This is a genomic window from Caulobacter sp. CCH9-E1 (assembly GCF_001556515.1).
Classification (GTDB): Bacteria; Pseudomonadota; Alphaproteobacteria; order Caulobacterales; family Caulobacteraceae; genus Caulobacter.
In genome coordinates, this window is sequence record NZ_LSJA01000326.1 from 28124 (window position 1) to 40287 (window position 12164).

The following is a 12164-nucleotide window of genomic DNA, read 5'->3' on the forward strand; positions in this document are numbered from 1 at the left end:
CCGGCGCCGGAGCGCGTCATAGCCGCTCGTCATGCCGGGGGGCTTTCAGATGCGTTTGGGCGCGGTGTCGTCGACGATGATCCTGGGCGGAGCCTTGCTCAGCCTCGCCGCCTGCCAACCCAAGCCCGAGCCCCCGCCTGGAGCCCTGCTCGGCTGGGCCTATCCGCAGGGCGTGAAGAGCAATCTGCCGCCCTATCCGGCCGGCCCTCAACACATCCCCGGCAGCGCGGTGACCTATGCCGGCGAGGCGCTGAACAAGGGCGCGGGCCCGCCCGACTGGTTCCCCGACAGCCATCCGCCCGCGCCCGAAGTGGTCGCCCAGGGGCGCAAGGGGCTGATGGCCTGCGCCGAATGCCACCAGATCGGCGGCGGCGGCTCGCTGGGCTCGCCGAACCTGGCGGGGCTGTCCGAGGACTACATCGTCCAGCAGGTCCGCGAGTTCCGCGAGGGGCGGCGCGCGTCGTGGAAAGCCAACTGGCCCACGAACCAGGACATGATCAAGGTCGCCAAGACCGTCACCGACGAGGAACTGGCGGCCGCCGCGGCCTACTACGCCGCCCTGCCTTACAAGCCGCGCGTTCGGGTCGTGGAGGGCGAGACCGCCCCGGCGACCAAGCCGAACTACTACGGCTGGCTGGACCTCGATCCCGGCAAGCCGCCGCAAGCGTTGAACGGCCAAGTGATCGAGGTCGCCGAGGACGGGCCGCGCATGCTGCTGGCCGATCCGAACGCGGTGATCGTGGTCCACGCGCCGATCGGCGCCACGGCGCGCGGCGAGGCGCTGGCGGCCAGCGGCGGCGGCAATGGCCAGGCTTGCGCGGCCTGTCACGGCCAGGGCCTGAAGGGCTCGCCCGTCGCGCCGCCCCTGGCCGGCCGTTCGGCGGCGTATCTGGCGCGACAGCTGCTGGACATCAAGACGGGCGCGCGGAACGGCCCGCTGGCCGCCCAGATGCAAGGCCCCGCGCGTGGGTTGAATGACGAGGAGATCCGGGATCTGGCGGTCTATGCGGCGTCGTTGAAGCCGTAGGCTCGACCGCCTCTAAACCCGTGTCATCTAAACCCGTGTCATCCCGGAGACGCCGCAGGCGTTATCCGGGACCCAGGGGGTGACGAAACGCCGTGCGCACCGCCCCTGGGGCCCGGCTCTTCGCGCTCCGCGCTACGGCCGGGATGACAAGAGGAGGGTTCCCTACCCGGCGATCAGGCCAAAATCCGCCACCTGACCCATCGCATCACGCACCGCCGCCAGCGTCCGCAGGCGGTTGTCGCGGTGCTCGGGCTCGTTGACGAAGACGCCGTCCAGATAGGCGTCAACCGGACCGCGCAGCTCGGCCAGCTGGGTCATGGCGCCGGTGAAGTCTTCCTTGGCGAGGGCTTCCTTCAGCGGCATATCGAGCAGGCGCAGGGCGTTGTAGAGCCCCACCTCGGCGGCGTTGTCGGCGGTCGGAGCCTGCATCTCGCCGGTCGGCAGGGCGCCCTTCTTCTCCTCGGCCTTGAGGATGTTGGAGGCGCGCTTGTAGCCGGCCAGCAGGTTCTTGCCGTCGTCGGTCTTCAGGAATCCGTCCAGAGCCTCGACCCGCGCGACGATGCGCGCCAGGTCGTCATCGCCCAGGGCGAAGACGGCGTCGACGAGGTCGTGGCGCTTGCCTTGGTCGCGGAGCGTGACCTTCAGGCGGTCGGCGAAGAAGGCTTTCAGATCCAGACGGACGCTGATGAGCTTCGCAGCACTATCAGCAGACTCCATGGCCTTACGCCCGGTCTCGATCTCCATCGCCTTATTGATGGTTGTGTTCAGCGGAACTCGCAGCCCGTTCTCCAACACAATCCGGATCACGCCCAACGCCGCCCGACGCAGCGCGTACGGGTCCTTACTGCCCGTCGGCTTCTCGTCGATCGCGAAGAAGCCAACCAAGGTGTCCAGCTTGTCCGCCAGGGCCACGGCGATCGCCAACGGCGAGGTCGGGACGGCGTCCGAGGGGCCTTGCGGCTTGTAGTGGTCCTGGATCGCGGCGGCGATCTCGGGGTCGAGGCCGGCCTCGCGGGCGTAGTAGCCGCCCATCAGGCCCTGCAGTTCCGGGAACTCGCCGACCATGCCCGAGGCCAGGTCCGCCTTGGCCAGCCGCGCGGCTTCCTTGGCTTTTTCGACATCGGCGCCGACCAGCGGGGCGATCTCGCCGGCCAGGGCGACGATGCGCTCGACGCGCTGGGCCATGGTGCCGAGCTTGGCGTGGAAGGTCACGCCGTCCAGCTTCTTCAGCCAGGCGTCGAAATTGCCGGCCTTGCGGTCCTCGTCCCAGAAGAAGCGGGCGTCGGAGAGGCGCGCCGACAGCACCTTGGCGTTGCCGGCGGCGATCACCTTGCCGCCGTCGGCGGCTTCGATGTTGGCGATGGTGATGAAGTGCGGGGCCAGACCCGGCTGGCCCGGCTTCTTGACCGCGAAGTACTTCTGGTGCGTGCGCATCGAGGTGCGGATGACCTCGGGCGGCAGATCGAGGAACGACGGGTCCATGTCGCCCAGCACCGGCGTCGGCCATTCGGCCAGGCCCGCGACTTCGTCCAGCAGGCCCTGGTCCTCGACCAGCTCCAGATGACGCGCGAAGCACAGGGTCTTGCAGCCTTCCAGGATGCGCTGCTTGCGCTCCTCGACGTCCAGCACGACGAAGTGCTTTTCCAGGCCGGCGGCATATTCGTCGAAGTCCTTGGCGACGAACGGTTTCGCATCGCCCATGAAGCGGTGGCCCTCGGTCACGTCGCCGCTTTCGATGCCTTCGATCGAGAACGGCACGACCTCGCGGTCCAGCACGCACAGGATGCGCTTCAGCGGCCGCACCCAGCGCAGCTTCTTGTAGCCCCAGATCATCGACTTGGGCCACGGGAAGCCCCGGACGATGGCCTCGACCATCTCGGCGACGATCTCGGCCGTCGGGCGGCCCTTCTTCTCGATGAAGGCCATATAGACGCCGTCGCGCTCGACCAGCTGGTCTTGCGTCAGGCCGGTCTTGCGCAGGAAGCCTTCCATGGCTTGCGGCGGGGCGCCGACGCGCGGGCCTTTCAGCTCTTCCTTGCGGTCGGCCTGGGCCAGCGGCAGGCCTTCGGCCACCAGGGTCAGGCGGCGCGGGCCGGCGAAGGTGGTCAGGGCCTCGGGCAGGAAGCCGGCGGCGGCCAGGTGCTCGCGCGCCATGCGCTCCAGGTCCTTGGCGGCCTGGGCCTGCATGCGGGCGGGGATCTCTTCCGAGAACAGTTCGAGGAGAAGTTGGGGCATCGTGACTTACGCGGCTTCCTGCTGCTCGACCCAGGCGCTGGCGCACATCTTACAAAGGTCGCGGATGCGGCCGATGTAGCTGGCGCGCTCGGCGACGGCGATCGCGCCGCGGGCGTTCATCAGGTTGAAAAGGTGGCTGGCCTTCAGGACCATGTCGTAGGCGGGCAGGACCAGGGCCTTGTTCTGATAGGAGCGGGCCAGCATCAGCGGCACCTGCTCTTCCATCTGCTCGAACTGCTGCTTCAGCACGGCGACGTCGTAGCCATGGAAGTTGGCTTCCGACTGCTGGCGCTCGTTCTCCAGGAACACATCGCCATAGGTCGTCGCGCCCAGCGGCGAGTCGGGATCGTTGAACGGCAGGTCATAGACGTTGTCGACGCCGAACACGTACATGGCCAGGCGTTCCAGGCCATAGGTCAGCTCGCCGGCGACGGGGCTGACGTCCAGGCCGCCGACCTGCTGGAAGTAGGTGTACTGCGACACCTCCATGCCGTCGCACCAGACTTCCCAGCCCAGGCCCCAGGCGCCGACGGTCGGGTTCTCCCAGTCGTCCTCGACGAAGCGGATGTCGTGGGTGCGCAGGTCGAGACCGATCGCTTCCAGCGAGCCGAGATACAGGTCCTGCATGTTCTCGGGGTTCGGCTTCAGGATGACCTGATACTGATAGTAGTGCTGAAGGCGGTTGGGGTTCTCGCCATAGCGGCCGTCGCCCGGACGGCGCGAGGGCTGCACATAGGCCGCGTTCCAGGGCTTGGGGCCCAGGGCGCGCAGCACCGTGGCCGGGTGCAGGGTCCCCGCCCCCACCTCGACGTCGTGCGGTTGCAGGATCACACAGCCCTGCCGGCTCCAATAGTCATGGAGCGTCAGGATCAGGCTTTGGAAGGACTTGGGTTTTTCGCGCGACATCAATCGAAGCAGGCCTAGAAAAAAGTCGGCGGACCATAGGGCCCGCCGACCGGTGCTTCAAGCGATGTCCGGAGCGCGTCAGGCGAAAGTGTGAGCGGTTTCGCCGCCCGACGCGCGACCAGCAAGAAGGCTTGGAAGGCCTTAGTTGCCCTTTGGCGCGGTGCGCTTGCCGGCGTTCGACATCGGCTTGCCGTACTTGGCGCGGTTTTCGGGGGTGTCGGCGACCGGGCCGTTCGAGACGACGTTCGGGTCACCCGCCTTCAGCGAGGCCTGGGCGTCCGGCGATTGCGACGAGACCGGCACGACGCCCGAGGCGCTGACGCCAGCGGCCGGAGCCGCCATGGCCGACGGCGAAGCGGCTGGATCGGCGGCCATGTCGGTGGCGGTCGCCGGCGTCGCCGGGGTCGGGTTGGTGGAAGTGGTCGAGGCGCTGGGGACCTGGGCGCCAGCTTGCTCCGGCGGCGCGGGAGGCGAGACCTGCTCATTGGCCGCGACGTTCATCGTCGCGCCGGAGTCGGTGGCGGCTGGGGCGGAAGCGGCTTGCGGGCCCGGCACGTCCTTGGGCAGCAACACCTTGTCGACGACGTGCAGCACGCCATTGGTGGCCATCACGTCCGCCTGGATGATGTTGGCGCCGTCGACCATCGGCGTCGCGCCGCTGCCGTCCAGCATCAGGGCCGAGCCCTCGACGCTCTTCACCTCGCCCTTGGCGCCCTTGATCTTGCTGGAGTCCACCTTGGCGTTGATCAGGTGGTAGGTCAGGACCTTCTGCAGCAGCGGACCGTTGTCGGGCGCCATCAGCTTGTCCAGTTCGCCGGCCGGCAGGGCCGCGAAGGCCGCGTCGGTCGGGGCGAACAGGGTCAGGTTCTGGTTAGTCTTCAGGACGCTGGTCAGGTTCACCGACGAGACGGCCTTCAGGAAGGTGTTGAACTGGCCCGAGGCCTGGGCGGTCTGGATCAGGTCGCCCTTCGCAACGACCGGCGAGGCGGCGGCCGGCGCCTGCGCGGCGGGCGCCGCGGTGTCGGCGGTTTGGGCATGAGCCGCGCCAGCCATCAGGGCGATCGCGGCGGCGGCGGTCAGAAGGCGCTTGGTGGTCATGGTCGAGTTCCTTTCGGTTCGAGCGGTTTACGCCCAAGCCTCGGACTCGGTTCCCCGATCACGCCCTCGTGAATATCTTGGCCGTTACTTGAAAAAGAACACCATCGCCGCGCCACAGACGATCAGGCCAAACCCGACCATCGTCGTCCATTTGATCGGCTCACCCAGATAGAAATACGAGAACAGTGTAAAGACGATCAGGGTTATCGCCTCTTGTCCCGTCTTAAGTTGAGCCGTGGAATACATGCCACTGCCAATCCGGTTCGCCGGAACCGCCAGCATGTACTCCGGAAGCGCGATCAGCCAGCTGGACAAGATCGCCACCGGCAAGGCCAGGCTCTTGTGCTTCAGGTGGCCGTACCAAGCGAAGGTCATGAAGATGTTGGACGCCACCAGCATCAGCCAAGGCGCGATCTTCAGGACGATGGTCGGCATGCGGGCGGTCTCCGAAGCGGGTCCATGGGAAGGGCCGCACCCTAGGGCAAGTGGCGCCGCCGGCGCCAGAGCTGTCCCGTCAGCCAAAAACGCCGTTTTCTGGCGCAGCCGGACCGCGCGTCGCTCAAAAATTAGGCGCCTCCGTCAATTCCTTTCCGAAAGCTTTTCCGCGCGCCCCTTCACGGAACCGTCGCCGATAGCGTGGTCAGGCCGGGGAAAACGACGCGGCGCGTGAGTGCGCGGCGTCGGCGGTGATCACACCGGGGGCGGTCTCGCTTCCCACAACCAAGCAAACAAGCCCGCGTCGCGGCGGGCCGGAGCAAGGCGGATGAAACTGATCATAGCGGTCGTCAAACCCTTCAAGCTGGACGAGGTGCGCGAAGCGCTCGTCGCCGCCGGCGTTGAAGGTCTGACGGTGTCGGAAGTGAAGGGCTACGGCCGCCAGAAGGGCCAGACGGAAATCTACCGGGGCGCCGAGTACCAGGTGAATTTCGTGCCGAAGGTGAAGCTGGAAGCGGTCGTCGATGACGCGTCCGCCGCCAAGGCGGTCGAGGCGGTCAAGGCCGCCGCCGCCACCGGCAAGATCGGCGACGGCAAGATCTTCGTCCTCAATGTCGAGGAAGCCGTCCGCATCCGCACCGGCGAAACCGGCTCGGCCGCGCTGTAATCGGGAACAAGGGGATACCGAGATGAAACTCACCTTCAAACCGCTGGCGGGGCTTATGCTCGCCGCGACCATCGCGGGGGCTCCGCTGGGGGCGACCGCCTTCGCCCAGGAGGCCGCGCCCGCGCCGGCCGCCGCGACCGCCGCTCCGGCCGAAGCCGCCCCGGCTCCGGCGCCCGCCGCCGCTCCGGCCGCCGCCGAGGCCCCCGCGCCCGCCATCGTCGACAAGAACGACAAGGGCGACAACGCCTGGATGCTCACCTCGGCCCTGCTGGTTCTGCTGATGATCCTGCCGGGCCTGGCCCTGTTCTACGGCGGCCTGGTTCGCGCCAAGAACATGCTGTCGGTCATGATGCAGGTCTCGACCGTCGCCCTGATCGGCTTCGTGGCCTGGATGCTGTGGGGCTACAGCTTCGCCTTCACCGACGGCGGCGGCCTCGACAAATTCGTGGGGGGCTTTGGTCGGATCTTCCTGAAGGACGTGACCCCGGCCAGCAACGTCGCGACGTTCTCGACCGGCGTGGTGATCCCGGAACTGACCTTCATCGCCTTCCAATCGACCTTCGCGGCCATCACCGCCGCCCTGGTGGTCGGTTCGCTGGTCGAGCGCATGAAGTTCGCCGCCATCGTCGCCTTCGCCGTTCTGTGGCCGCTGCTGTCGTACTACCCGATGGCCCACATGGTCTGGTGGTGGCCGGGTCCGAACGCCATTGCTCTGGCGCCTGAAGACCCCGTGAAGTCGGGCCTGCTCTGGGGCTTCGGCGCCCTGGACTTCGCCGGCGGCACGGTCGTCCACATCAACGCCGGCATCGCCGCCCTGGTCGGCGCCCTGATCCTCGGCAAGCGCCAAGGCTACGGCAAGGAGCCGATGCCGCCGCACTCGCTGACCCTGACCCTGGTGGGCGCTGGCCTGCTGTGGGTGGGCTGGTTCGGCTTCAACGCCGGCTCGAACCTGGAGTCGAACGGCTACGCCTCGCTGGCCATGGTCAACACCTTCATCGCCACCGCTGGCGCCGGCTTGTCGTGGATCATCGTCGAGTGGGCCACCCGTGGTAAGCCGTCGGCCCTGGGCCTGGCTTCGGGCATCGTCGCCGGCCTCGTGGCCGTCACCCCGGCCGCCGGCTTCGCCGGTCCGATGGGCGCCCTGATCCTGGGTCTGGTCGTCTCGCCGATCTGCATCGTCTTCTGCTCGGTCGTGAAGAACGCGCTGAAGTACGACGACAGCCTGGACGCCTTCGGCATCCACGGCGTCGGCGGCATCGTCGGCGCCATCGGCACCGGCCTGGTGGTCAACCCCGCCTGGGGCGGCGCCGGCGTCGTCGACTACACCAGCTGCGGCAAGGACGGCGACTTCTCGACCTGCGACAGCGCCGTCTACGACATGGGCGTCCAACTGATGGCGCAACTGAAGGCCGTCGGCGTCACGATCCTGTGGTCGGCCATCGCCTCGGCCATCGTCTTCTTCGTGATCAAGCTGGTCATCGGGCTGCGCGCCTCGCCCGAGGCCGAGGAAGAAGGCCTGGACATCTCGGAACACGGCGAGCGCGCCTACCACAGCTAAGGCTGGCGTAGGGTCTCACTGAAAGCCGAAGGGCGCGGAGAGCGATCTCCGCGCCCTTTCTCTTTGCGACTCGCGCCGCCTTGGCCAAGCTGCGCTCGGCTCGACGGAGATCGCCATGGACGCCCAACTCTTCCTGCTTTGCGTCCTGACCTTCGTGATCCATCTGATCGGCGCCCTGGCCTATGCGGTGCGGATCGCCGGCGTGCGCACGCGGCGCATCGCCATGTCGTTCGCGCTGTTCAACGTGCTGGTGCTGTTGTCGCGAACCTCGAACGCGTTCCAAGGCCCGTTCTTGTCCAAGCGTGTCGAGACCAATCTGCTGGCGGGCACGGGCGAGCGGCTGCTCCACGACTTCCAGTGGCTGATGGCCAGCGCCAGCCTGGCCGCCCTGGTGGGCGCCCTGGCCATTCCCACCGCCCAGCGCCTGTTCACCCGAGCGGTGGCCCACTTCCAGGTCCATCGCTCGATCCCGAAGCTGCTGATGCACGCCTTCGCCAAGGGCGGGCTGTCCTATGTGCGCCAGTCGGTCGCCCTGCCCTCATCCAGCCACCTGAAGGGCCTCAAGCAGAAGATCGATGTGCCCGTTCGGGTGATCGTCATGAACGTGCTGGCCCAGGCGCTGCTCACCGTGGGCGTCTTCGCCTCGCTGTACGCGGGCTATCTTGACCCGCAGTTCCGCCTGACCGCCAGCAATCTATCCTCGGTGATCAACGGAGTGGCGACGATCCTCCTGTTCGTGCTGATCGATCCGAGCCTGTCGATCATGACCGACGACGTGATGGAGGGGCGCGTCAGCGAGCCGGCGTTCCGCCGCGCCGTCGTCTGGTTCGCCGGCAGCCGGGTGGCGGGAACGGTGCTGGCCCAAGTTCTCTTCGTGCCGGCCGCGATGGTCGTCGCCGCCCTCGCGCGCCTGCTCTAGATCCGCCGCGCGCTGATGATCGGCACCACCGGGTCCAGCATCTGGCCCTCCATCACCGGATTGGTCGCCTTGCCCGGTGTCGGCAGGTTCAGGATCTTGTGGACGATCTCCATGCCCTTGATCACCTGGCCGAAGGCGGCGAAGCCCAGGTTGTCGCCCCCATCGGCGGGATTGCCCGCCGGATTGGCGTCCAGATACGGCGCCTCGCCCACGCAGATGAAGAAGTCGCTGTCGCCCGAGCCCGGCTCTTTCCGCGCCAACGACACCGTGCCGTCCACGTGGCGCAGGCCCGTCTGGCTGGTGGGCTCATGCGCGATTGGCGGCAGCAGCTTCTTGGGATCGCCCTGCAGGCCGCCTTCGATCAGGCCGTAGTCCACGGGGCTGTTGGCCTTGGCCGAACGCCAGAAGCTGGCGCCGTCATAGCGCTTCTCGTCGACATAGCGCAGGAAGTTGGCCGTGGTGAGCGGGGCCTGTTTGACCTTCAACGCGATGATGATCGGACCAAGGCTCGTCTCCAGCGACACCAGCACGTCGCCCGGTCCCGGGACGATTGGGGCGGGGGCGAGGTTCAGGATCTGCGCCGAGGCCAGGCCGGGCGCGGCGGCCATTCCGCCCAGGGCGGCCAGTATGTCGCGGCGCTTCATGCGTCTCTTCTCCTAACCCAGGCGGCAGCGCCGCACCCACCAGTCCGGACGGACCGTCTCGATCCGTTCGGCCAGGGTCTCGGCCTCGATGTCGCCGGCGCAGAGCGCGAAACAGGTCGCGCCCGATCCCGACATTCGGACCAGCAGACTTTCGGGCTGGTCGCGCAGCACGTCCAGCGCCTCGCCGATCAAGGGCGTCAGCGCCACGGCCGGCGCCTCCAGATCGTTGCGCGTGGCGACGCCCAGCCAGGCGGCGGTCTCTTCGGCGGTTTCGAGCTCAGACGGAACAAACGGCCGCGCGGCTCCCTCCGGATGCACGGCGGCGTCATAGGCGCGATAGACGGCGCCGGTCGGCGACGGGACGCCCGGATTGACCAGCACCGCGTGCAGCGGCGGCAAGGCTGGCGCGGGGGACAGCGCCTCCCCTCGCCCTTCGGCCATCAGCGCCGTGGCGCGGAAGCAGGCCGCGCCGTCGGCGCCCAGACTGGCGGCCAGAGGCTCCAACGCATCATCGGGGATGTTCGGCGCCAGCGCGTCGCGAAGCAACTTCAAGGCCGCGCCGGCGTCGCTGGAGCCGCCGCCCAGCCCCGCCGCGATCGGCAGGCGCTTGTCGAGGATCAGGCGGTACGGCGGGATCGGCCCGCCCAGCTTGGCGTGGAACGCCCGCGCGGCGCGTAGGACGAGGTTGTCGTCGCCAGCCGGAATGCTCGCGCCGAACGGCCCCGTCGTTTCGAACGCCAGCGCGTCGCTCGGCTGGATCATCACCTGATCGCCGAGGTCGGCGAAGACCATCAGGCTCGAGATCGGGTGATAGCCTTCGGCGTCCGGCCCGCCGACATGGAGGAACAGATTGACCTTGGCGGGCGCGAAGGCGGAAAGCCGCATGGATCTTCAAAGCTCAGTTGCGTAAAGCGGCCGTGCGATAGCTCAGTTGTTGGCCACCGTCGACTTGGCGATCGGCGCGGTCGCCGGCCCCAGCCCGTTCTTCAGCTTGGCTTCGGCCTCGGCCTTCTGCTTGTCGTCGGGCTCCAGGCTCAGCACGCGCCGCCATTGGAACGTCGCCTCGATCTTGCGCCCCACCTGCCAGTAGGCGTCGCCCAGGTGGCCGTTCACGTCGGGATCGCCCGGCTCCATCTCGACAGCGGCTTCCAGCTTCTCGACCGCGGTCTTGTAGTCGCCGAGCCGGTAATAGGCCCACCCCAGGGAATCGAGCATGGCCCCCGACTGCGGCCGCGCGTCGACCGCCTTCTGGACCATGGCCAAGGCCTCCTTCAGGTGCTGGCCGCGATCGATCCAGCTGTAGCCCAGGAAATTCAGCAGTTCGGGCTCGTCCGGATTGAGCTTCAGCGCCGCCTGCAGGTCGCGCTCGGCCTCCGGCCAGCGGCCGCCCTGCTCCAGCGACACCGCGCGCAGATACAGCAGGCGCCAATCCGGTGAACCGGACTCGTGGGCGATGATCGGATCGAGCACCGCGACGGACTCGTTCCATTGGCTGTTGGACCGCAGGAGGTCGGCCAGCGCCACCTGAGCGTCGCGATTGTTCGGGGCCGCGGTCGCGGCGGCGCGAGCCACTTCCAGCGCCTTGGCCTTGTCGCCCAGGTCGTTCAGCGACCAGGCGGTCTTGGTCTGGGCGGTGACATAGTGGGGCGAGGTCGCCGGGACACGGGCGAAAGCCTCGATCGCGCCCTTGGGATCCTCGTTCTGGTTCATCAGGTCGCCCAGCAGCACCCACGCCTCGTCGCGGGCGGGATCGAGCCGCAGCGCCAGGCGCAGATAGGCCTGGGCGAATTGGATCTGGCGCTCGCCGGCGAAGGTGGCGGCGCAGGCGATCAAGCCCTCGGCCGCGCCCTGGCGGATGGTGGGCGGGGGCGGCGGCGCGCCCTTGGCGGCGGCCCGAGCGCGGGCGCGCAACAGGCCGATATCGTTCGGCGCCGCGCGCAGAGCGCCATCGTACAAGGCCACGGCGTCGGCGTGACGCTTGCGACGCTCCAGGAACGCGCCGTAGTCCAGCGTGAAGATGCTGGCGGTCGCGGCGTTGGCGGTCAGCGCCTTGTAGTCGGTCTCGGCCTCGTCATAGCGTTTGGCGCGCTCGTAAAGCCGCGCCTGGCCTTGCTGGCCGAAGAACTGCACCAGCTTGTCGTTGCGCAGGGTCGGCTGGACCACCGCGCCTTCCTTGTCGCCAGCGAGGGCGGCGGCCCACGGGCCCAGCAAGGCGGTCGCCTGCTGATGGGGGAAGCCAGGCGGCGAGGTCTTCAGCAGCGTCTCGGCCGTCTTGCCATCTCCGACCGCGATCGCCTCGACCACGCGAGTCAGCACGCTGAGCCGCTTGACCGCCTCGGGCGTGTCGGCGGCCGTCGGGGCCACCGCCGCGGCGCGCGTGATGTCGCCGGCCAGCAGCAAGGCCGTGAAGGCCCGCTCGCCGATCAAGCCCGGGTCGTCGTCCATGGAGGCGGCCGCGTCGAAATAGGTCGCCGCCTGCTTCGACTGCCCATCGCGCAACGCCGCCTGGCCCGCCAGGAACTGGCCATAGGAGCTGCGGGTGTCGAACAGCGGCGAGCCGAGCGCGATCGGCCCCCGCATCGTGATCTCACGGGGTACGCTGGAACAGGCGGCCAGGGCGGCGACGGAAACGCAGGCGAGGAGGACTTTGATACGCGTCATGGCCCGCACCCTCC

Annotated in this window: 11 protein-coding genes; 4 read left to right on the forward strand and 7 right to left on the reverse strand. The window is 68.3% G+C overall.

Features of this window, described 5'->3' with window-relative positions:
• Positions 1–49: 49 nt before the first annotated feature.
• Positions 50–1027, forward strand: coding sequence for a c-type cytochrome (locus AX690_RS18765; RefSeq protein ID WP_066687058.1), 978 nt, complete (start codon positions 50–52; stop codon positions 1025–1027).
• A 162-nt stretch (positions 1028–1189) separates the two neighbouring features.
• Here the strand turns inward: AX690_RS18765 and glyS are convergent, their stop codons facing one another.
• The 4 genes from glyS to AX690_RS18785 all read right to left on the reverse strand — a co-directional run bounded on the left by glyS (position 1190) and on the right by AX690_RS18785 (position 5701).
• A complete protein-coding gene (glyS, locus tag AX690_RS18770; protein ID WP_066686965.1) occupies positions 1190–3262 on the reverse strand; it encodes a glycine--tRNA ligase subunit beta in 2073 nt (690 codons plus the stop codon).
• Positions 3263–3268: 6 nt separating this feature from the next.
• Positions 3269–4168, reverse strand: coding sequence for a glycine--tRNA ligase subunit alpha (locus AX690_RS18775; protein WP_066686968.1), 900 nt, complete (start codon positions 4166–4168; stop codon positions 3269–3271).
• A gap of 141 nt (positions 4169–4309) precedes the next feature.
• Positions 4310–5266 (reverse strand): fasciclin domain-containing protein, encoded by a 957-nt coding sequence (locus AX690_RS18780; RefSeq protein ID WP_066686970.1) that lies wholly within the window; start codon positions 5264–5266, stop codon positions 4310–4312.
• 84 nt (positions 5267–5350) lie between these two features.
• Complete coding sequence (locus AX690_RS18785) at positions 5351–5701, reverse strand: DMT family protein (RefSeq protein WP_066686973.1); 351 nt, start codon at positions 5699–5701, stop codon at positions 5351–5353.
• Between the two features lie 328 nt (positions 5702–6029).
• Between AX690_RS18785 and AX690_RS18790 the strand changes: the two genes are divergently transcribed.
• The 3 genes from AX690_RS18790 (at position 6030) to AX690_RS18800 (ending at position 8845) form a co-directional block, all read left to right on the forward strand.
• Positions 6030–6368: a P-II family nitrogen regulator gene (locus tag AX690_RS18790; RefSeq protein ID WP_004623580.1), complete on the forward strand. Its 339-nt coding sequence runs from the start codon at positions 6030–6032 to the stop codon at positions 6366–6368.
• A 22-nt stretch (positions 6369–6390) separates the two neighbouring features.
• Entirely contained in the window at positions 6391–7926 is a 1536-nt protein-coding gene (locus tag AX690_RS18795) for an ammonium transporter (protein ID WP_066686976.1), read from the forward strand.
• Between the two features lie 115 nt (positions 7927–8041).
• On the forward strand, positions 8042–8845 hold the full coding sequence (locus AX690_RS18800; RefSeq protein WP_066686978.1) for a lipid II flippase Amj family protein: 804 nt from the start codon (positions 8042–8044) through the stop codon (positions 8843–8845).
• On the opposite strand, the gene AX690_RS18805 is transcribed toward AX690_RS18800, so the two are convergent.
• From AX690_RS18805 to AX690_RS18815, 3 genes are read right to left on the reverse strand one after another with little or no spacing between them, the layout of a single operon-like run.
• Positions 8842–9489: a peptidylprolyl isomerase gene (locus AX690_RS18805; protein ID WP_066686981.1), complete on the reverse strand. Its 648-nt coding sequence runs from the start codon at positions 9487–9489 to the stop codon at positions 8842–8844. The two genes, AX690_RS18800 and AX690_RS18805, sit on opposite strands and share 4 nt — an antisense overlap.
• 12 nt (positions 9490–9501) lie before the next feature.
• The gene (locus AX690_RS18810; protein WP_066686984.1) at positions 9502–10374 is read right to left on the reverse strand and encodes a 4-(cytidine 5'-diphospho)-2-C-methyl-D-erythritol kinase; all 873 of its coding nucleotides are present in this window, start codon (positions 10372–10374) and stop codon (positions 9502–9504) included.
• A gap of 42 nt (positions 10375–10416) precedes the next feature.
• A complete protein-coding gene (locus AX690_RS18815) occupies positions 10417–12150 on the reverse strand; it encodes a tetratricopeptide repeat protein (RefSeq protein WP_066686987.1) in 1734 nt (577 codons plus the stop codon).
• Between the last annotated feature and the right edge of the window lie 14 nt (positions 12151–12164).

Bases quoted from the DNA above. Each gene is read 5' to 3' on its own strand.
- AX690_RS18765 (WP_066687058.1), top strand. From the start codon at position 50: ATGCGTTTGGGCGCGGTGTCGTCGACGATGATCCTGGGCGGAGCCTTG.
- glyS (WP_066686965.1), bottom strand. From the start codon at position 3,262: ATGCCCCAACTTCTCCTCGAACTGTTCTCGGAAGAGATCCCCGCCCGC.
- AX690_RS18775 (WP_066686968.1), bottom strand. From the start codon at position 4,168: ATGTCGCGCGAAAAACCCAAGTCCTTCCAAAGCCTGATCCTGACGCTC.
- AX690_RS18780 (WP_066686970.1), bottom strand. From the start codon at position 5,266: ATGACCACCAAGCGCCTTCTGACCGCCGCCGCCGCGATCGCCCTGATG.
- AX690_RS18785 (WP_066686973.1), bottom strand. From the start codon at position 5,701: ATGCCGACCATCGTCCTGAAGATCGCGCCTTGGCTGATGCTGGTGGCG.
- AX690_RS18790 (WP_004623580.1), top strand. From the start codon at position 6,030: ATGAAACTGATCATAGCGGTCGTCAAACCCTTCAAGCTGGACGAGGTG.
- AX690_RS18795 (WP_066686976.1), top strand. From the start codon at position 6,391: ATGAAACTCACCTTCAAACCGCTGGCGGGGCTTATGCTCGCCGCGACC.
- AX690_RS18800 (WP_066686978.1), top strand. From the start codon at position 8,042: ATGGACGCCCAACTCTTCCTGCTTTGCGTCCTGACCTTCGTGATCCAT.
- AX690_RS18805 (WP_066686981.1), bottom strand. From the start codon at position 9,489: ATGAAGCGCCGCGACATACTGGCCGCCCTGGGCGGAATGGCCGCCGCG.
- AX690_RS18810 (WP_066686984.1), bottom strand. From the start codon at position 10,374: ATGCGGCTTTCCGCCTTCGCGCCCGCCAAGGTCAATCTGTTCCTCCAT.
- AX690_RS18815 (WP_066686987.1), bottom strand. From the start codon at position 12,150: ATGACGCGTATCAAAGTCCTCCTCGCCTGCGTTTCCGTCGCCGCCCTG.